Origin of the sequence: Thalassotalea sp. 1_MG-2023 (genome assembly GCF_030546745.1) — a bacterium.
Classification (GTDB): domain Bacteria; phylum Pseudomonadota; class Gammaproteobacteria; order Enterobacterales; family Alteromonadaceae; genus Thalassotalea_C.
Genome location: NZ_JAUOPD010000004.1, coordinates 194,939 through 215,077 on the forward strand (window position 1 = coordinate 194,939; position 20,139 = coordinate 215,077).

At 37.9% G+C, this 20,139-nt stretch carries 17 protein-coding genes; 10 read left to right on the forward strand and 7 right to left on the reverse strand.

The features are described 5' to 3' along the window. Positions 1-75: 75 nt before the first annotated feature. Entirely contained in the window at positions 76-1,365 is a 1,290-nt protein-coding gene (locus Q4489_RS04970) for an HlyC/CorC family transporter (protein ID WP_303477810.1), read from the reverse strand. 65 nt (positions 1,366-1,430) lie between these two features. Next, positions 1,431-2,228 (reverse strand): inner membrane protein YpjD, encoded by a 798-nt coding sequence (gene ccsA / locus Q4489_RS04975; RefSeq protein WP_303477813.1) that lies wholly within the window; start codon positions 2,226-2,228, stop codon positions 1,431-1,433. Positions 2,229-2,724: 496 nt separating this feature from the next. Here ccsA and ffh point away from each other — a divergent pair, with 496 nt between their 5' ends. The 5 genes from ffh (at position 2,725) to rplS (ending at position 6,401) form a co-directional block, all read left to right on the forward strand. Then, positions 2,725-4,119 (forward strand): signal recognition particle protein, encoded by a 1,395-nt coding sequence (gene ffh, locus Q4489_RS04980; RefSeq protein ID WP_303477814.1) that lies wholly within the window; start codon positions 2,725-2,727, stop codon positions 4,117-4,119. Between the two features lie 318 nt (positions 4,120-4,437). Beyond that, the gene (gene rpsP / locus Q4489_RS04985) at positions 4,438-4,686 is read left to right on the forward strand and encodes a 30S ribosomal protein S16 (RefSeq protein ID WP_074497002.1); all 249 of its coding nucleotides are present in this window, start codon (positions 4,438-4,440) and stop codon (positions 4,684-4,686) included. 15 nt (positions 4,687-4,701) lie between these two features. After that, on the forward strand, positions 4,702-5,238 hold the full coding sequence (gene rimM, locus Q4489_RS04990; protein WP_303477816.1) for a ribosome maturation factor RimM: 537 nt from the start codon (positions 4,702-4,704) through the stop codon (positions 5,236-5,238). 3 nt (positions 5,239-5,241) lie between these two features. Further along, complete coding sequence (gene trmD / locus Q4489_RS04995) at positions 5,242-6,033, forward strand: tRNA (guanosine(37)-N1)-methyltransferase TrmD (protein ID WP_303477818.1); 792 nt, start codon at positions 5,242-5,244, stop codon at positions 6,031-6,033. A 14-nt stretch (positions 6,034-6,047) separates the two neighbouring features. Continuing rightward, positions 6,048-6,401, forward strand: coding sequence for a 50S ribosomal protein L19 (gene rplS, locus Q4489_RS05000; protein ID WP_074497012.1), 354 nt, complete (start codon positions 6,048-6,050; stop codon positions 6,399-6,401). A 131-nt stretch (positions 6,402-6,532) separates the two neighbouring features. Here rplS and Q4489_RS05005 read toward each other — a convergent pair whose 3' ends face one another. Beyond that, positions 6,533-8,947: a S9 family peptidase gene (locus Q4489_RS05005; protein WP_303477821.1), complete on the reverse strand. Its 2,415-nt coding sequence runs from the start codon at positions 8,945-8,947 to the stop codon at positions 6,533-6,535. Positions 8,948-9,401: 454 nt separating this feature from the next. Here Q4489_RS05005 and Q4489_RS05010 point away from each other — a divergent pair, with 454 nt between their 5' ends. The 4 genes from Q4489_RS05010 to Q4489_RS05025 all read left to right on the forward strand — a co-directional run bounded on the left by Q4489_RS05010 (position 9,402) and on the right by Q4489_RS05025 (position 12,929). Continuing rightward, a complete protein-coding gene (locus Q4489_RS05010; RefSeq protein WP_303477822.1) occupies positions 9,402-10,517 on the forward strand; it encodes a sensor histidine kinase in 1,116 nt (371 codons plus the stop codon). Next, a complete protein-coding gene (locus Q4489_RS05015; RefSeq protein ID WP_303477823.1) occupies positions 10,514-11,347 on the forward strand; it encodes a LytTR family DNA-binding domain-containing protein in 834 nt (277 codons plus the stop codon). Before Q4489_RS05010 ends, Q4489_RS05015 begins: the two co-directional genes overlap by 4 nt. A gap of 296 nt (positions 11,348-11,643) precedes the next feature. Further along, on the forward strand, positions 11,644-12,006 hold the full coding sequence (locus Q4489_RS05020) for a DUF4870 domain-containing protein (protein ID WP_303477825.1): 363 nt from the start codon (positions 11,644-11,646) through the stop codon (positions 12,004-12,006). Between the two features lie 248 nt (positions 12,007-12,254). Continuing rightward, complete coding sequence (locus tag Q4489_RS05025; RefSeq protein WP_303477827.1) at positions 12,255-12,929, forward strand: hypothetical protein; 675 nt, start codon at positions 12,255-12,257, stop codon at positions 12,927-12,929. A gap of 116 nt (positions 12,930-13,045) precedes the next feature. Here Q4489_RS05025 and Q4489_RS05030 read toward each other — a convergent pair whose 3' ends face one another. Next, the gene (locus tag Q4489_RS05030) at positions 13,046-15,085 is read right to left on the reverse strand and encodes a winged helix-turn-helix domain-containing protein (RefSeq protein ID WP_303477829.1); all 2,040 of its coding nucleotides are present in this window, start codon (positions 15,083-15,085) and stop codon (positions 13,046-13,048) included. A 129-nt stretch (positions 15,086-15,214) separates the two neighbouring features. Here Q4489_RS05030 and Q4489_RS05035 point away from each other — a divergent pair, with 129 nt between their 5' ends. Continuing rightward, entirely contained in the window at positions 15,215-17,041 is a 1,827-nt protein-coding gene (locus Q4489_RS05035; protein ID WP_303477831.1) for an alpha/beta hydrolase, read from the forward strand. Between the two features lie 222 nt (positions 17,042-17,263). Here Q4489_RS05035 and gdhA read toward each other — a convergent pair whose 3' ends face one another. The 3 genes from gdhA to Q4489_RS05050 all read right to left on the reverse strand — a co-directional run bounded on the left by gdhA (position 17,264) and on the right by Q4489_RS05050 (position 19,411). Then, positions 17,264-18,616 (reverse strand): NADP-specific glutamate dehydrogenase, encoded by a 1,353-nt coding sequence (gene gdhA, locus Q4489_RS05040; protein WP_303477833.1) that lies wholly within the window; start codon positions 18,614-18,616, stop codon positions 17,264-17,266. A 51-nt stretch (positions 18,617-18,667) separates the two neighbouring features. Continuing rightward, positions 18,668-19,045 carry a GreA/GreB family elongation factor gene (locus tag Q4489_RS05045; protein WP_303477835.1) on the reverse strand — a complete coding sequence of 126 codons (378 nt, stop codon included), beginning with the start codon at positions 19,043-19,045 and terminating at the stop codon, positions 18,668-18,670. A 69-nt stretch (positions 19,046-19,114) separates the two neighbouring features. Next, complete coding sequence (locus tag Q4489_RS05050; RefSeq protein WP_303477837.1) at positions 19,115-19,411, reverse strand: GreA/GreB family elongation factor; 297 nt, start codon at positions 19,409-19,411, stop codon at positions 19,115-19,117. Between the last annotated feature and the right edge of the window lie 728 nt (positions 19,412-20,139).

Consider the following 20,139-nt stretch of genomic DNA (forward strand, 5'->3'; position numbering starts at 1 on the left):
ACACACTGGTGATGATTAGGGGGGATTTTTCGCGTTTGGTTCGAACAACACTTAATCTCGAAAGAGCAACAGACCCTAATCTCTGTGATCAGATTTTTGCTGGTAGAATTCTGGCATAATACGAACTGTTTTGATCATATTATCGGTTACATCAACAATCTCGAGTGGATAGCCAGAAATTCTTACACTGAGTTTTGCTTCAGGAATATCTTCTAAATATTCTAACACTAAGCCGTTTAAGGTTTTCGGGCCGTCAGTAGGGAAGTGCCAATTCATTTCTTTATTTATATCTCTTACTGTAGCGCTACCGTCAACTAAATAACTACCATCAGGTTGAATATGCACTTCTTCTGAAGGGGCTGGTTCTTTAGTTGTCGTAAAGTCCCCTACAATTTCTTCAAGGATGTCTTCTAAGGTTACTAACCCTTGAATATCGCCGTATTCATCTACCACTAAACCAAGTCGCTCTTTGGCGTGTTGAAACTTTAAAATTTGCACGCTTAACGTAGTGCCTTCAGGAATAAAATAAAGTTCTCTGACTGCTCTTAGCAAAGTGGCTTTAGTAAATTGGTTTTTAGATAACAATTTTAATGCATCGCGCATGTGAATGTAGCCAACTACGTCGTCGATGGTATCTCTATATAATAAAACACGTGTGTGTGTGGCTTGAGTTAATTGCTTTTGAATTTTTTTCCAATCTTCATTTATGTCAATACCTACGAGCTCACTGCGTGGGATCATAATATCTTCAACGGTCACTTTTTCTAAATCTAAAATGCTGACCAACATGCTTTGATCGCGTTCAGCTAACAACGCACCTGATTCATTCACAACAGTGCGGAGCTCTTCAGAACTTAAGCTATGTAACTCTCGTTCTTCACGACTCACACCCAATAAAGTAAGTATGCCATTGGTGATCCAATTTACTGCGACTACGATGGGGTAAAAGATTTTCAATAAAAACGATAAGATAACAGAACTAGGAAACGCTACTTTTTCTGGATAAAGAGCGGCAAGTGTTTTTGGCGTAACTTCGGCAAAAATTAATACCACAAGTGTTAAGATAATGGTCGCTGCTAATACGCCTGCAACATCACCTAAAAAGCGAATTCCTATTATGGTGGCTATAGCAGAAGCAGCTATGTTAACTAAGTTGTTACCAATTAAAATTAGGCCAATCAGTTGATCTGGGCGCTTTAATAGCTTACCTACACGTTTAGCGCCTTTATGTTTTTGTTTTTCTAAATGCTTAAGCTTATATCTGTTTAAGGACATCATGCCTGTTTCTGAGCCAGAAAAGTATGCAGATATCAGAATAAGTAAGCCTAAAATGAGAAAGAGCGTACTGGTTGAGATGGTATCCAATTATGGGTCCTAAATTGCCAAAAACATGTGCTTTATCAAGCCGAATGCTAGTTATACCTTAAATATTAAGATAATAAAAATTCTTTCACAAAACGACTGCCAAAATACGCGAGTGTAAGTAGCGTTGTCGCTGAAATAATTAACATTAATACTCGGTGTCCTCGCCAGCCTTGTTTGAAATGACCCCACAAAGTAAAGCAGTAAAGAACTAACGCAAGTAATGACAATACTGTTTTATGTGCATTATTTGTTAAAAAGTCTTGTAAAAAGATAAAGCCGACAAGTTGACTTAATACTAATCCTAGTGTGCCAATCGCTAAAATTGCAAATAATTGTCCCTCAACTTGCATTAACGGTGGCAAGTGATTTACAGCAAGTAAATTTTTATCTTTTAATTTCATATTGATATAGGTAACTTGGAAGGCAAATAACATAGCAATAATTAAAATACAGTAGGCGATTAACGCTAAAATAACATGACTAGCAACCGCAAAATCTGTCGTGACTAAGGGCATATTACTTTCATGCGGAATGAATAATGAGGCTAATTGCCATAAGCCAGCGAATACATAGGCAACAGGTAGCAGTAAGTTTACTTTATATTTTAGCGCTAGTGCGGTGATCGACAAACAAATAATCAGCGTTACTAATGAAATAACATTTGGCAGTGCAAAATTGACACTTTGTGCTGAAAATAAAAAATGCCCTGTAGATAACGTATGACTAATAATCGCGATAGAACCAATAAACAATACTTTAACAATATTTGGTCCTTTGGGATGAAATAAACGAACAACTACTGCTATAGATGCCATGATATAGCAAACAAAAGCAGTTAAGCTGAAAATTGATGAAAAATCCAAATATCTATTCCTTTAAAAATAACACTGAATACGAGTGAATTAACCTTACGACAAATAAAACACAAGTTATTAATTTAGTCTTTACTTTTTAACCTAACACTGAATTATCAGCAATAAACTGTTGCAAAAAATAGGTTAAATTTCAACTGACTTTAGGCATTTTGCTGCAAAGTGTATACGTTATTGATGTAACCGGTATTGTTGATTTAGCCTATAAATAGTTAACGAAGCCATCATAATCAAATTAACCTTAGCATGCTACGTTTATCTAAGTATTTGGCATTTATATCTTAACTCGTTAAATCGTTTGCTTAATTCAGCCAATTATACCGATTATTAGTTTCGCCAATGGGCGCTTATAAATTAGTAGAAGCTAGGGAAACTCAGGTTAATATTGAAAAATAAATCCTTGCCTCCATTTTATACTTTCGCTTCTTAACCTCACAGGTATAATGTGGGTAAGTTTTCTCTTTATCGCAATTGGTCAGAGTAATACATGTTTGAGAATTTATCAGATCGCTTAACGAAATCCCTTAAGAACATTAGTGGTCGTGGCAGACTAACTGAAGACAACATTAAAGACACCTTACGAGAAGTACGTATGGCTCTTTTAGAGGCTGATGTTGCTTTACCCGTAGTTCGCGACTTTATTGCTAAAGTGAAAGAGAGTGCAGTAGGACAAGATGTTTCTAAAAGCTTAACCCCAGGGCAAGTATTCGTAAAAATTGTTCAAAAAGAACTTGAAAGTGCGATGGGTGAAGTCAATGAAACTCTCAATTTAAAAGCCACACCGCCTGCTGTCGTATTAATGGCTGGCTTACAAGGTGCGGGTAAAACAACCTCTGTTGCTAAGCTGTCGAAATATTTAAAGGAAAGAGAAAAGAAAAAGGTGCTTGTGGTCAGCGCTGATGTTTATCGCCCTGCGGCAATAAAACAATTGGAAACGCTTGCTGGCGAAGTAGGCGTTGAATTCTTTCCAAGTGATATCAAACAAAAGCCAATTGATATTGCAAATGCTGCGATAAACCATGCCAAAAAACATTATTTTGATGTATTAATTGTTGATACCGCAGGCCGTTTGCATATCGACAGTGACATGATGGATGAAATAAAAGCATTACATGCGGCCATTTCACCCGTTGAAACACTGTTTACTGTTGATGCGATGACAGGTCAAGACGCTGCAAACACTGCCAAAGCATTTAATGATGCATTAGCATTAACCGGTGTGATACTAACTAAAACTGACGGTGATGCTCGCGGTGGTGCTGCCTTATCAATTAGGCATATTACTGGTAAACCTATCAAGTTCATGGGTGTTGGTGAAAAAATTGAAGCCCTAGAGCCTTTTCATCCTGAACGTATCGCTTCACGTATTTTGGGTATGGGTGATGTTTTATCACTCATTGAAGAAGTAGAGCAAAAAGTTGATCGAAAGCAAGCTGAAAAACTGGCTAAAAAGGTTAAGTCAGGTAAAGGATTCTCTCTAGAAGACTTTCGTGACCAGCTTGTACAAATGAAAAGCATGGGCGGCATGATGGGCCTAGTAGATAAGCTACCTGGCATGGGAAACATGTCTGATCAAATGAAAGGCCAAATGGACGATAAAGTTACTGTGCGCATGGAAGCTATTATTAACTCCATGACACCGAAAGAGCGCGAACGTCCTGAGATTATTAAAGGTTCAAGAAAGCGTCGTATAGCTGCAGGCTCGGGTACTCAAATTCAAGATGTGAATAAATTGCTCAAACAGTTTACCCAAATGCAAAAAATGATGAAAAAAATGTCAGGTAAAGGTGGCATGCAAAAAATGATGCGTTCAATGAAAGGCATGATGCCTCCGGGAGGCGGAGGCGGTGGTATGGGCGGTTTCGGTGGTTTTGGCCGTTAACGATTATATAATTTTAACGCAAAAGGTAACTGTCGTTGCCTTTTGCGTAAACCAAATGTAATGGCTTATATTTCCGCACCATAATATAAGTTGAGCAACGATTTTATCAGTACTCTACACCGGTTGAATATTTCTACAAACTAACCTACTAAATTAACTATTAACGCTTCTAACATCTTTTCGTTAAAGATAAACCTAAAACCATTACTATTACTTGCTTTCTAAGTTAAAAAGCGTAGAATACGCGAGCTTTTCTGCCTCATTTTGTCGCAGAAAGTGTCTGGAAATTCGTTTTAACATTAATATATAGAGGACGATATGGTTACCATTCGTTTAGCCCGTGGCGGCGCAAAAAAGCGTCCATTCTATCAGATAGTTGTTGCAGATAGCCGTAACTCTCGCGATGGTCGTTTCATCGAGAAGATTGGTTTCTTCAACCCTTCAGCACAAGGTCAAGCGGAAAAATTACGCTTAGATCTTGATCGTATCAACCACTGGGTTGGTCAAGGCGCTGGTTTATCTGATCGTGTGGCAAAGCTTGTAAAAGATGCTCAAGCTGCAGCATAAGATAAGTGGATAGACATGACTGAAGTAACAAGTAATGAACAAATCGTTGTTGGCAAAATAGGCGCTGTCTATGGTGTTAAAGGCTGGTTGAAAGTTCATTCTTTTACCGAAGAACAAGAAGCTATCCTCGACTATTTTCCTTGGTCGTTAAAATTAGGAAATAAAGTACAAACAGTCGAAGTGACTGATTGGCGAAAGCACAATAAAGGCTTAGTAGTTAAAATTGACAATATTGATGATCGCGATGTTGCACAAACATTAGTGAGTTCAGAAATATTTGTTGATAAAACTATGTTGCCAGAGCTGCCTGAAGGGGAGTTTTATTGGCGTGATCTAATCGGCATGACCGTTGTTACTGACAAAGGTTATGATTTAGGTGAAGTTTCTGATTTATTGGAAACTGGCTCTAACGATGTACTGGTTGTAAAAGCAAACCGAAATGATGGTTTTGGTAAGAAAGAGCGGTTAATTCCGTACCTTGAAGATCAAGTTGTTAAGTCGGTATGCGCTGAAAATAAACAAATTTGTGTTGACTGGGATCCAGGTTTTTAACTCGTGAGTAACAGCAAATTATGGATTGGGGTGATAAGCCTTTTTCCAGAAATGTTTGATGCAATAACCGAGTATGGGGTGACAGGCCGCGCGATACGTAATGGGTTAATTGAATTTCATACGTGGAATCCAAGAGACTTTACCCATGATAAACATCGTACTGTTGATGACCGACCATATGGCGGTGGTCCAGGCATGTTGATGATGGTTGAACCATTACGTGAAGCTATTGAAGCCGCGAAAGCTGAAGCAGATAAATCTATTTCAGAAAGTGGCGGAAGCCGCGCAAAGGTTATTTATTTGTCACCGCAAGGGCGTAAGCTTGACCAAACTGGTGTAAGTGAATTAGCACAACATGACCGACTGATTTTTATTGCAGGACGTTATGAAGGCATAGATGAGCGACTTATTGAATCACATGTTGATGAAGAATGGTCGGTCGGCGATTATGTATTAAGTGGCGGTGAATTACCCGCGATGAACATGATCGATGCCATAGCACGCTTTGTGCCGGGTGTATTAGGACATCAGCAATCTGCAGAACAAGACTCGTTTTCAGATGGCTTACTTGATTGTCCACATTATACAAGGCCTGAAGTACTCGACGGTAAGTCGGTACCTAAAGTGTTGCTTAGCGGTAATCACGAACACATAAGACAGTGGCGTCAGTTAATGTCTTTAGAAAGAACTTGGCACAGACGACCAGAACTTTTAACTGGCCTAGCTCTGACGGCTGAACAGAAGAAATTGCTTGAAAAAATTAAGCAAACCTCTGTTGAAGACCGTGAACTCTAGGAAAAGGTATGATTATGAGCAATATTATTAAAGCTCTTGAACAAGAGCAAATGAAGCAAGATGTACCAGCATACGCACCAGGCGATACTGTTGTAGTACAAGTAAAAGTTAAAGAAGGTGATAAAGAGCGTCTTCAAGCGTTTGAAGGTGTTGTTATCGCTGTTAAAAACCGTGGCTTACATTCTGCCTTCACCGTACGTAAAATCTCTAGCGGTGTAGGTGTTGAGCGTGTATTCCAGACACATAGCCCGTTAATCGATTCAATCGAAGTTAAACGTCGCGGTGATGTTCGTCAAGCTAAACTTTACTACTTACGTGAGCGCTCAGGCCGTTCAGCACGTATTAAAGAGAAGTTGGCTAAGAAGTAATGATTGCGTAAGCAATACCTTCTTCAGCTTGACTGAAATAAAGAAAACCCGCTTGGTACGCCAAGCGGGTTTTTTCTTGTCTGCTTATAGTTGGGTGAAAACAGCGTTATGTCGTTAACGCTGTTTTATGATTATTCAACGATTAGTTTATTCTCTAACCAGCGTTCCTGCTCCCAAAGTACATGTAAAATACTTTCACGAGCTCTGTAGCCGTGTCCTTCGTATGGTAGCATCACTAATCTAGCATCTTTACCTAGGCCTTTTAGCGCGTTATACATACGTTCTGATTGCATCGGAAATGTTCCTGAATTTGGGTCTTCTTTTCCGTGGATCATCAGCATAGGCTCGTTAATTTTTTCAGCATGAAAAAACGGCGACATCGTGGCATAAACATTTTGTCCTTCCCAGAAGTTGCGTTCTTCGCCTTGGAAACCAAACGGTGTAAGTGAGCGGTTATAGGCACCACTACGAGCAATACCTGTTTTAAATAAATCGCTATGTGCTAGCAAATTAGCAACCATGAAAGCACCGTAGGAATGACCAGCAATAGCAATGTTCTCTTTGTCAGCAACGCCTTTTTCAACTAGAACATCAACCGCTGCTTTTGCGCTTGAAACCAATTGTTTACGGAAGGTGTCGTTTGGCTCTTTGCCATCGATTCCGACAATAGGCATTTTTGGGTCATCAAATATTGCGATACCTTTTGCTAAGTAAGGCATTGGGCCCCAATAGCCAATGTAAGTAAACTCATAAGGAGATTCACGTACTTGGGATGCAACGGTTTTATCTTTGTACTCTAGCGGGTATGCCCACATCAATACGGGTAGCGTACCATCAGATTTTTTATAACCTGGTGGAAGGTAAAGCGTACCGCTAAGTTCAACGCCATCATCACGGGTATATTTTACCAGTTCTTTTTTGACACTCGTAAAGGTTGGGTATGGATGCGGAAAATCAGAGAACTGCGTAATAGACTTTTTAGTTAAATCTCGAATAAAAAAGTTTGGCTGTTCGGTTTTAGACTCTCTAATAGTGATGAGCTTTGTACCAGTATCGTCTAACACACCACGAACTCGTTCATAGTAGGGCGCTTCACTGTGCCATAAACGTTCTTTTTTCTGGGTAGTAATATCGTATTTATCTAGAAAAGGAATATTACCTTGATCAGATGCGCCAATGCCAGTAAGTAATAAGTAACGATCGTCTTGAATAGATAGTGTGTATCGACCAAAGGCATTTTGTTTTTGAACAACGTTACCTGGGTCATTATAAGCATCATTATAAGAGCGATCTTCGAAAATAATACGGTCTTTATCGGCGTTATTTGGATTGATGATAAACGTACGTACTTTACGGTCACTAAAGCGCCAATCAGAAAGCATAGCTACCTGATCATTGCCCCAAGTAATACCGCTGTAACGGCGATCTAATTTTGCAAATAACGTAGGAGATTCAGTAAAAGGTGCCGCTTGTGTGTAGATAAAGTCATGAAATTCAACTTCGGTTTTCATTGAGCCTTTATCTTGCGCTTCAGCCCACACTAATGTTGCCGGCTTATCATCGCGCCATGAAAGTGAGCGCTTGCCGGTACGAACACTGTCGAAGCCTTGTGGAATATTTTCAGCAAGTGGCTGGCGAACAATCTCTTTAACTAACTTGCCATTAGTGTCAATCACTTGCCAAGAGGTTGCAAAGCGAGAATAGGGTACTAAATATGAAAACGGTTGTTGAATGTGTCCAACAAGTAAATGCTTGGCATCAGGGGATGATCTAAACGCTCGAATTAAAGCGGGTTCACCTACCTTAGTAATGTCACCTTTGAGTGACACTTTAACTAACTGGCCTAACCCATAATATTTAAACAGAGCTTTGTCATGTGGTGTTGCCAATAAGTTTTGATAGGTTCGAGCTGGCGCTTTTTCACCTGTTGTTTGCGACACAATTGGGATCGCGCTAGCTGCACTGTCTTGAGGGGCATCAACTGTAATGTTGACCGCTTTATTGGCAATAATAGCTGAACTATCAGGTAGCCAACGATAAGGTCTTGAAGTAATAACTGAATTTAAAGCTAAATTTTTAACTTTTTGTAGCGTGTCAGTGTTGATGGAGTAAATAAACAAGTTTGCTTCTTTAGCCTGTTCAACGAAAAAAGCGAGGTGCTCACTATTAGGGGACCATGACGGTGATAAAATTCTTCCCTTAGGTAGATTGTCTATTGTGATCTTTTTATCTGTTTTTAAATGCTGAAATGCAATAGATAGATACTTTGAGCGAGGCCGAGCTCGTGAAAAATTATCAGGATTTAGTTTAATACCGGCTAACTTTAACTCTGGTTTAGCTAACTCATCTAATGATGCGATTCGTTGCCTTTCAAAAAATGCCATCCATTGCTTATCAGGAGATAATCTTGTACTCGGCGCGAGCTTAGCATCAACGATTGAAGCAATAGATTTAGAAGGCGTTTGGTAGCCATCATCCGCGAACGCTGATGTTGCTATAGGGAGTATTATACTACCTGCAATAAAAGCGATTATTTTGTTATTCATTGTTATTGTCCTTGTTGAATAGGTCATGTGTATGTAGGTTAGTAACCGAAAAACACTGCTATGGTAGTGTCGCGAAAAATCCTGAAGGTTGCAAAAGCTACACGAGTAAAAGTGTTAAAAGATATGTATCAATATGTAAGAATATTAAAAAATGTTTAGGATCTGCTGATCTTTAGAAATTAAATTTAGTTGAACCCGAAGGGCTGCGTTTTTATCCTTTAAACGTCGTTATTGCTTTTTCATGTGGAATAACCACACATTAATCGCAATGCCTTAGTCTAAATACCATTAAACTGCTGCAAAAATAAACGCGAAAGTTCTATAGACGCTATATTAATACGGCGAATTAGCTGATGTTCTTGAACGAATAACTTTTATTATGTGAATTAAATTACTTGATTAATGGTAGGGTTTAATTAGACACTAAGTACTAAAAATTAGTGCTAGGTACCTTATGCAAACAGTGATGCAAGATGCTACCCTTCAAATTGAGCCTCAAGGATTTTCTAAGCAAAGTCAGCAATTTTGGATGTTACAGCTAAGTGGCTGGGTGGGGTATGCGATAGTGGTTTTTATTGCCATTATTCGACCGCAATTTGACGATCCACACTTTAACTTATCTGGGCAGATTTTAAATTTAGGTATCGAAATACTGAGTGGTTTTGTACTAAGTTATGTTTCTTGGTTAGTGATACAGCGTACGGTTCACTTGCCGTTAAAGAAAACCTTAACAATCAGCTTTGGCAGTGCTGCATTGCTCGGCATTATTTATAATGTCATAAAGCTTGCCTCTTATAAAACCGTGGTATATCACCAAGTATGGTATGAAAAATGGAACATGCTTGAATTTGGTGGCTGGTTTTTATTTTCACTTTCTACGATGTTTATTTGGACAGCAATATTTTTCATTATGCTGTACAACAATAAGCTACAAAAAGAACACGAAATGTTGCTACGTGCACAAACCTCAGCGAAAGAATCACAATTACAAATGCTGCGTTATCAGTTAAACCCACACTTTATGTTTAATACTATGAATGCCATTTCTACGTTGATTTATAAAAAAGATAACGATACTGCTGGAGAGATGTTGGATAAACTTTGCACATTTTTTCGTTACTCTTTAGATCAAAAAGCACAAGTAGAAAGTACCTTATTTAAGGAAGTTGAATTATTAGCATTGTATCTTTCCATTGAAAAAGTTCGTTTTGGTGATCGATTAAGTGTGAATTTTGATGTTGATAATGATGCAAATAATGCCAGAGTGCCCGCTTTATTTCTTCAGCCGATTGTAGAGAATGCCATTAAATATGGCATCGAAAGTCAAAAAGAACACGGTATTATTACTATTAAAGCGAATGTCGATGAAGCTAAACTCATTGTTTGTGTTGAAGATCAAGGTAGCGGTGATACGCGTGAATCAACACCAGGTTTTGGTATTGGTCTACCTAATACAAAAGAGCGGTTAGCGACAATGTTCAATGAAGAATGCCAAATTACCATTAAGCAAAGCTCTGCTGGTACGAGTGTAAAAATCGTTATGCCTTTTGAAAAAAGTAACATCAAATGACTCACAATCACATTACCGCATTAATTGTTGATGACGAACCTTTAGCGATAGAAGGGCTGAGGCTACGGTTAGAAGCTATTGAAGACATTGTTGTAATAGGCGAAGCAACTGACGGAGACGAAGCGATAAAGCTTTGCCAACGTTGCCAACCTGATGTGTTATTTATCGATCTTAGGCTCCCAGGGATCAATGGTTTAGAAGTTGTGCAACTTATACAAGCCGATATTATGCCTCTTGTCGTTTTTGTCAGTGCTTACAGTGAATATGCGCTTGATGCATTTGAATTAAATGCCATAGATTACATTTTGAAACCGGTGAATATCGGCCGTTTGCAAAAAACGGTTGAGCGCATTCGCGAACGTCTTACCCCACAACAACGTGATTTAGAAAAATTTAGGCTATTAAAAGCATTAGGTGAAACATCTGGGCTGGAGATTTCTGAACTCGAGGAGTGGCTAGAAGGCAGCAGCGCGAAGTTACCTTCTCAATTTCGTCAGGAATTAGTGATTAAAAACGATAAAAACGAAAAAGTCTTTGTACCTGTAAAAAATATTCGATGGATAGATGCTGCGGGCGATTACATGTGTATTCACACCACCGAAGAAAACTATATTGTACGTATCACCATGAAGAAACTTGAAAGTGAATTAGATAGCAGTATGTTTCAGCGCATTCATAAATCAACGTTAATTAATATAAATTGTGTTAAAAGCATTCAAGCACTGAAAAATAATGAAAGCTTATTAGACATGGGCGATGAAGTTAAGTTAAAGGTTAGCCGCAATTTTAACGAGGCAGTTGGTAATATTATCAACTCAAGAGCAAATTGATAAACACTCAATATTTAATGGCAGATGTTTAAAACATGACGTGTTTGTGTGACACCTGTTGCATCTAGGTAAATGTTTATTAAAATCAAGGGTCTTGTTGTTAAGCTTGCCTTTGAGATACACTGTGTTGCGTAGACGTTTCAGCGATACGTAACTATCGTTTTGAGCACGCATTATTTGCTGATAGTGTGCGAAAATAATGGGTATAGGCATTTAATTACCAGGTTTTTCCAACTTTGCAGGTAGAGCAGCGCTCTCTATCACAATTTTTAAAGAACATGACATGGAGAACATTTATGGATAATAACAGAGAAGAATACTGGGGCATGCCTTTAAACACTTATTGCATGCTAATTCATTTAAGTCAGCTAACAAGTATCATTATTCCAGGGCTTGGGTTTATCTTGCCTATTGTCATGTGGGCTACGAATAAAGATAAAAGTAGTGCGATTGATAATCACGGTAAAGTAACGGTTAATTGGTTGATTAGTTTGTTTATTTACTCAATTGTCTGTGGCATTTTAGTGTTTGTTGTTATTGGTATTGCTGGCTTTCTTGTCTTGGCCATCTTAAATTTTGTTTTTGCGATTATTGCGGCATTGAAAGCAAATAATGGTCAATTGTGGGTTTATCCGTTTAGTATAAAATTTTTAAAGTAATAAGCACTTTTCAAGAAGAAAAATAATTTGCACGACGACATGTTTGTCGGCTATTGCCTTTGTTCGTGAAAAATACCTGTCAAAGGCTCTGCTTTGTGAAAATTATCACTGATCTTTGCATACTAAATGCGGTTTAGATTTGTTGAAGTATTAACCAAGCGCTATCGGTTCAACCTATTTGCATTCAGCTTATATTAATTTTTGAGACGTTATTTTAAGTAATACACGACTATTGATGAGGGATAATCATGAAAATAAACACCATTTTGTTCATTCTAGCTACGTCATTGCCTTTTACTGCGTTAGGCGAACTTATCGATAAAAATGGCAACGTTCTTTCACAGCCCGACTTGGCAAAACTATCTAATATTTTGGGTGTGTCGATGATGAGCACAAAAAGCGACATCGATAACATGATCGCCACCAAAGGTAAAAATTGGCAATGTAAGCGATTGGATATACCTGAAAATACAAGAGGACACTCAACTACCTTTGCTCGTTGGAGTAGAACATGTACCTATCAGAACCCATCTAACCTTATGCAATCACAGAGATTTGTGGTTAAAGCTGTTGGTGATACGATTTATCATTTATCGTTTGAAGATCGTATCTTCGATGTTGTCAGTATTGATGAGTGGAAAGAGCAACCTGCAAAACTAAAAGCAGCTTATGGTGCAGATATTGACCAAGCGCATATAGAAGTACTAAAAATACAAGATAGTTCATCGAAGCTAGCATATAAAGAAATTGATTCTGGTTTGAAAGTGTCAAGCAAAAGCTATTGTTTCGGTAGACCGTTTAATGTTGTTGCCTCTACTAATGTCATTAAGCAAACGAATGTTACCACAGCACAGTTTATCGCTGAATATACTGGTTATGAGAACATGTGCTTTGAAAAGTTTCGAAAAAGAAATAAACGGTAAATAAGATAGTAAAGGGGCGGTAACTTTAATTGGAGTTACCTCCTTTACTCTGATCTATCACTTTAAAAGGGGGAGCTAAATAAAAATATCAGTAAAATCTTTTTAGGTTTTTAGCGTTATGGCGAAAGTGTCAGCTGATACTGATAAATATCGCCTTCAACGGGTCGGAGTTTCACCCATAAAATAACGTTTTCATTGGGAATTACGGTGTATTGGTGAACAAAATTATCTGGCTTTGTCATCAGTAGCTTTTCATCTTTGTTGGTGATTGAATATTGCCAAATACCAGAGTCTGCACGATAAAAATAAATATGATCACCTACAAGCTGCCAGTTTAACCAATTTAATAAACTAAAATCTTTGAGTAGCAATTGTTCTTCCTGGCCGCTAAGGTTTTTTGTCCACAAACCATCACGAGAATATTTAGTGAAATAGAGCGTGTTATTGATAACACGACCACTATAACCGCCATTTTGCGTAATTTGTTGATGTTTTTTACTTGCACGATCAAATAGCCACAATTGCCACTGGCCAGATTTATTACTGCTATAGATAATGTTATCTGCTTGGTCTGAAAAATAATTACTGACATAGCTTTTATGTTGCTTCGAAAATAATTGAGTAATTGATTTTTTATAAAGGTCTATTTCATAACTAGCGCCTAAATTAGTTAATAAAATATTATTGCCGTTGGGCGATAATTCATAACGCGTAAACTGCAATTCAAAGGGAAGTTCAATATCTAGTAATACGGGTTCGTTGTTTTCAATTTGCCAGAAATGGTGGTTTTTGTAACGAGTTGATAATATGAGATCATTACCGTTTGCGCTTCTCGGAAGTAATTCTACTCCGGCACTTTGTTGCCAAATATGATCAGTATTATCATCAATGTTGTGACTCATGATGTCGCTAGTGACTTGCTTGCTGCTTAACAATAAATAGTGACTTTGGTGTTTAGAAGCGACTGCTAACGAATTTATATCGATTTCAAGTTGTTTAATTATGTTAAGCGTTTGAGCATCAGGGGAGTAATGATAAAGCGTTGAGCGATCAGCTAGAATGATACTGTTAGTTTGCGGTGACCACGCTAGGCTTGTTATTCGTTTATTTAGTGTGTGCTTTTCTTCTGATGAGTCAGGCTGCTGTATAATTAATTCGGTTTGATTTTCATTTAAATATCTTAATATCGCTAATTGTTGAGTCTTATGATTATGGGCAAAATTAAAGTCCCCCTTCAGGTTGTTGTTGCTTTTTGGGTTGCTAATTTGCATTAATCTATGAGTGGCTACATCAAAACTGAATACTTGATACGGATGTGATTTACTTAATCGTTTATTGAAATAAAAGTGCGTACTGTCTTTCCATACTAATTTACTGGGAATTTCATCACAGTTGAATAGATGTTTAATTTGCTGACTTGCTACATTGAAAATATTAAATGAGCACATCTCAGTATTTTTTTGAGCAAAAATAACGGCATCACCCTTGGCATTGATTGCCGCCCGAGCATTTTTAAGAATCGCTTGCTTTTTATGTGTATCGGTATTGTATAAATACACTCGTTGAACGCCATCTTCCGCTTGATGGTGGAAGAGTACTTTATTGCCTGTCGTCGTAGTAGAAATATCATATTCCCATCCTTTCAAACCCACCAAAGGATCGTTAATTAAGGTGGTATTTAAGTCAGCATGTTGTTGGTTTTTAGCAGAGAAAAACCAGCTTAATAACCCGATAATTATCGTTAACAATATAAGTGTCGCTAGCTTTATCGATAGTGCAACCTTGTTTTTATTAGGGCGCTGACGGTTATCGCCGGTAGCGTTTTTAATGCTGTTGCTGCTTGTGCTTTCAATTAATTCGGTTTGAGCGACTAGACGATAACCCTGAGTTGGCACCGTTTCAATGACATCTTCTGAGGTGAGCGCTAAAAAATGATTTCTTAATAACGAAACAGTACGGTTAATCGCACCGTCACCAACAACGCGATTATTCCATACAAGAGCAATTAATTGATCCCGAGTAACTATCTCACCAGATGCATTTAACAACGAAGTAAGTAGGGTAAACACCTTCGGTTCTAATTTTCGGCTGCCATTTATGTGTGAAAGTGTACGTTGTTTAGCGTCAAAGACAACGTCAGCAATTCTAACCTTCATTCTCTATCATCTTGAAATAACGATATATTTTTAAACATAACATAAAAGTAATGAAAACATAAGCTACTTATGTGTTGTTGTTTTTACTTCAATGGTTAGCTATGGGCAACATTAACGAGGAGAAAAACAATGCAACCTAAGTTTGTACTATCAATCAGTATAATTTTCATTAGCTTAATGATGATTGGCTGTAATGGAACCAACAAAAATAATAACGATAATGACCTTTTACCACCAGTTGATAATAATGGTGTTGTTAAAACATCAATTAATGGGCGAGATTATTACTTATCTCAGCCTACAAATGGAGTAGATCCTAATAAAGCATATAAGTTACTGTTAGCATTTCATGGCTCTGGTGGTAATGCCATGGGGATGCAGGCAATGACCCAGTTAGCGTCATTTTCAAAAGATTATATTGTTGTTTATCCGCAATCAAAAGTTGAAGAATGGAACGAAGGCTGTGACTGTAATAAACCTCACCGCCTAGGTATAAATGACCTAGCTTTTGTTGAAGATGTAGTCACCGATGTTAAACAAAAATTTAGTATTATTAACGAAGAATTATATGCCGTTGGTTATTCTCAAGGTGGATTATTTACGCAAAATTTAATGTGTAACAGTAACCTATCGTTCAAAGGTGTAGCTTCAGTTGCTTCTCCCATGTCAGAGCAATTATCATTGTCGTGTCAGGTTCAACACCCCACTAATTATATGATGGTTCATGGAACGGCTGACAAAACGCTGCCATATCAAGGCTTGTCGCATAGTAATTTTGGGCTGATTGCTAGTGAAGTAGCAATCGATTTGATTGCAAAGCAAAATAGTATTGATACCGAGAAAGAAATCGTTGAACAAGACGGCATTCAAAAACACGTATACCAGAACGAAACCAATATTAATCAATTGATCGCTATACAGTCAGGACAGCATTCATGGCAGTTCAGCGATTTTGATACTTCGGCTGAAATCATTGAATTTTTTGATTCAGTCAGTGATAAGAAGTTAGATAATTTTTCAAGCTTATATCGTGTTGAGCAGTCTCAGCAAGAAGAGCTAGTACATGTGCGTAGCATGGGGTTAGAGCATAGCGGCCCCGCAGTTATTTTACTATCAGGGTTTAATAAAAATTATCATAGCGACAGTGCTTGGTTTGCATTACTACAACCATTAATTGCTAAAACACATCGAGTACACGTTATCGAGCGTTTTGGTAATGGTTTTAGTAGCGATATAGCACAACCTTCTTATTCATCATTTGTTGATGCGTTAGATAAAACGTTGCTCGCGTTAAATGAAGATCGCATTGTGATGTTGAGCTTTGCTAGCAGTAATATTCTTTCTCACTTGTGGCAACAAATGCCGGATAAAGTCAGCCAAAGTGAATTAATGGGGATGCTATGGGTAGATCCTGATATTTTACTGCCACACTCAATAAGCTTCTATCAAGATTGGCCTGTCACTTGGTATCGTGGCCTTGGTGATGAATTGCTCAATTACATCAGTGCAGGAAAAATGACGGCGAGTTCAGCAGACAAACTCAGCAAAGAAAGACTAACAGTTGAAGCGTTAATACCTGAAAAGTATAACGAACTTATGGATTGGCAGTATTTTGATTTAATTAGCCAAAACCGTTTAATGATTAATAAGCAGCTAACGCGAGCTAAAGAGATTATGAATTATCATGATGATCTTGAGCTTGTTAGACAAAGCAATATATCAACAGCTGTTCCTATTAGTGTGATTGATACTGATTTTGAGCAAAATGAAATCGATAATGCTGAACCTGAGTATCTTGATGGTTTAATAAAGTGGCAAACAGAAGGAAGCCAATGGAGCAAGCAGGTGAGTGAGCAATCATTAGGACAGTATATTCCGTTATCAAATAGTGATCATATGGCGGTGTTTCAACGCCCAGATGAAATTGTTAATGCGATTAATTTTTTAATCCAATAAGGGAAATATGATTACTTCATTTCTTAGCTAAGAATTATGAACTTTGTGCAATACATAAGTGATGTTTACGGTTGAATATGATTTCATGAAATAAATACAACGAAAATAGTGACCATAAATAAACAAATGTTTATGGGTATATCTATAAAACCCTCAACGCCGATTTAACAGAATAAACGGTTAGCGGTAGTTGAGGGTTTTATCATTGTTTATCTTGTAACCTTAAACAACACCTTGTTCAATCATGGCATCAGCAACGCGGCGAAAACCAGCGATATTAGCCCCAAGAATTAGGTTACCGGGTTGGCCGAATTCTTTACTGACTTCATTTGAATTGTTAAAGATATTTTTCATTATGCGTTGTAATTGTTCATCAACGGCATTAAAAGTCCACCTTTGCATACTCGCATTTTGTGCCATTTCTAGCTGACTTGTTGCAACGCCGCCAGCATTAGCAGCTTTCCCCGGTCCGTATGCAATGTTTGCCTCAAGGAGAATATTAATAGCTTCGCGCGTTGTTGGCATGTTTGCACCTTCACTAATCAAAGTGCAGCCATTATTAATTAAGGTAATCGCATCTTGTTCAGTTAATTCATTTTGAGTCGCGCATGGAAATGCAGCATCAGCCTTGTAGCGCCAAATGGCATGGCCATCTTTTGGATAATCAGAGATCGGTGTGTATTTCGCATTTGGGTAAGTGTCTAAATAATGGATTAAGCTGTCACGTTTAACTTCTTTTAATCTTTTTAATAGCTTAAGGTCGATACCTTCATCATGATATATAGTGCCACGTGAGTCGCTACAACTTAAAGGAATAGCTCCTAATTGATATAACTTTTCTATTGCATAAATTGCAACGTTACCTGCCCCCGAAACTAAACACTTCTTACCTTGTAGGCTGTCTCCCTTATCATTAAGCATATAATTAGCGAAATACACAGTTCCATAACCTGTTGCTTCTTTTCTCACTAATGAGCCGCCCCAAAGCAAGCTTTTACCGGTTAATGCACCGTCGTACCGACCGGTTAGCCTTTTATATTGACCAAACATATAGCCAATTTCACGAGCCCCTACACCTATATCTCCAGCGGGAACATCAACGTGAGGACCAATATGGCGATAAAGTTCGCTCATAAAAGATTGGCAAAACCTCATAATTTCACCATCAGACTTCCCGCTTGGAATAAAGTTGGCTCCACCTTTTCCTCCACCAATGGGGAGCCCAGTCAATGCATTTTTAAATATTTGTTCAAAACCAAGAAATTTGATAATACTTGCATTGACTGATGGGTGAAATCGCAAGCCGCCTTTATAAGGGCCTAAAGCTGAGTTAAATTCGACCCTATAACCTTTATTGACTTGAATGTCACCTTGATCATCAACCCATGGTACGCGAAACATAATTTGCCTTTCAGGCTCAACAATTCGTTGAATTATCGCTTCTTCTCTATATTTACTATTGCTTTCTAATATAGGGGCTAATGATGTTAAAACCTCTTCAACAGCTTGATAAAACTCTGCTTGTGCAGGGCTACTTCGCTTTAGATGTGATATGGTCTCGTGAGTGTAATTCATCTATGTTTCCTTTGTTATTTCAATGTCTAATCAATAAAAAATGTTGTAAAGCTATTGAGCAACACTGATTATTTCAACGGTTTGATTTGCGCGCTGAACTTGCCAGTTAATCCGTTGGCCAACACGTAAACCAATAATTGCGGAGCCGATAGGAGCAAAAATTGAAATTGCATCTTCATACTTATTTATATCGGTGGGTAAACATAGTGTTTTTGTAAAAACATTATTCGTTTCAAGTACTTTAAAGGTAACTTGAGAGCCTATCGCCACAACATCTTTGGGTAATGCGTTATTAGCGACTAATGTTGCTCTACTTATCTCATCTTCTAATGCCGATGTCAGCTCTTCTGGTAAACCTTGTTGAGTAATTTGATATTCAATTTCAGCAACGTCGGATCGAGATATGGTAATTTCTGGTTTATTTTCCATAATAATACTCTTTGGTTAATGAGTGTTAATGTAAACGTTTAAGGATAATTGCTTATGTTTTTGTTGATATTAATCTCCTACTTTTAATACTTGCCATAACTCTTGTCCATTTGGTGTATCTATTGTAAATATGGCACCTTGTTGTTGACCTAATAATTCTGCCCCAATGATTGATAAACATGATATTTCTCCCTTCTGTGGTCGAGCTTTTTCAGCGCTGACAATTTTTAAGGTGAATGTTTTTTGGTTTGCTAAATTTTTCAATACCACTCGAGTGCCAATGGTAATTAGGCTATTAAATCGAGATGCTTTCGATTGACTTATTGCTAAACGAGCGAGAAAAGCATTTAACCTCGTTGGGTTCATTAAAATTTGAAAACTTATATCTTTAAAAGCGGGGTTTGTGCTGCAGTCGACTGACCTGCAAAGACCACTAAAATATTTGAGCACGGTAGTATCTCCAACCGAACTAGAGCGTATTGTTTCAGCGATTAATCAACGCTTGTTGAATAATTTCTTCGCTATCATTGATGTATTACACAAGAAGAAGCAATACGCCCTTATGACTATAAATAAAATTCAGAAAATAAAGTGCCAGCCGAACGTAAAGGGTACGTTCGGCTTAAATTGGGAAGGTGAGTGCGTTACTCTTGATGATGTTAATACTATCTTTTTTAGACATATCTACCTCAAAGTCGACATTCTAGTATAGACCTAGAAAATTTTAAAACAAGCTTTTCATGTTTACTGAAACACTAAATATGAGCAAGCAATGTGGATACACTTCTACATGTTGTCGTAAAAATATCTCCTTTTGTCGCAACGGCCTAATTAACTCGCATATTATTCCCGTGATGGCGCATTTCTATTGTGGCAATTCCTTGCATATTCCACTATTAGTGCGTACTTGGGTCTGTTGACCTTTCGCGTTTAGTTCGAACAAAGTTTAATCACGAAAGTTCAACAGACCCAAGTCAAAAGCCTAAATTAGCAAAGTCATGTGACTGCAAGATAAATAAAAACTAAGTCACAAAATTGGTGGGGGAGACGCTCGGTTTACTATGCTAAATAGAAACACGAACGAAAAGCCTGCT

Coding starts and splice junctions, on each gene's coding strand:
- Q4489_RS05025 (WP_303477827.1), top strand. CDS start 12,255: ATGAAAATAAACACCATTTTGTTCATTCTAGCTACGTCATTGCCTTTT.
- rimM (WP_303477816.1), top strand. CDS start 4,702: ATGACTGAAGTAACAAGTAATGAACAAATCGTTGTTGGCAAAATAGGC.
- Q4489_RS05035 (WP_303477831.1), top strand. CDS start 15,215: ATGCAACCTAAGTTTGTACTATCAATCAGTATAATTTTCATTAGCTTA.
- Q4489_RS05045 (WP_303477835.1), bottom strand. CDS start 19,045: ATGGAAAATAAACCAGAAATTACCATATCTCGATCCGACGTTGCTGAA.
- rplS (WP_074497012.1), top strand. CDS start 6,048: ATGAGCAATATTATTAAAGCTCTTGAACAAGAGCAAATGAAGCAAGAT.
- Q4489_RS05030 (WP_303477829.1), bottom strand. CDS start 15,085: ATGAAGGTTAGAATTGCTGACGTTGTCTTTGACGCTAAACAACGTACA.
- Q4489_RS05010 (WP_303477822.1), top strand. CDS start 9,402: ATGCAAACAGTGATGCAAGATGCTACCCTTCAAATTGAGCCTCAAGGA.
- rpsP (WP_074497002.1), top strand. CDS start 4,438: ATGGTTACCATTCGTTTAGCCCGTGGCGGCGCAAAAAAGCGTCCATTC.
- gdhA (WP_303477833.1), bottom strand. CDS start 18,616: ATGAATTACACTCACGAGACCATATCACATCTAAAGCGAAGTAGCCCT.
- Q4489_RS05005 (WP_303477821.1), bottom strand. CDS start 8,947: ATGAATAACAAAATAATCGCTTTTATTGCAGGTAGTATAATACTCCCT.
- Q4489_RS05015 (WP_303477823.1), top strand. CDS start 10,514: ATGACTCACAATCACATTACCGCATTAATTGTTGATGACGAACCTTTA.
- Q4489_RS05020 (WP_303477825.1), top strand. CDS start 11,644: ATGGATAATAACAGAGAAGAATACTGGGGCATGCCTTTAAACACTTAT.
- ffh (WP_303477814.1), top strand. CDS start 2,725: ATGTTTGAGAATTTATCAGATCGCTTAACGAAATCCCTTAAGAACATT.
- Q4489_RS05050 (WP_303477837.1), bottom strand. CDS start 19,411: ATGAACCCAACGAGGTTAAATGCTTTTCTCGCTCGTTTAGCAATAAGT.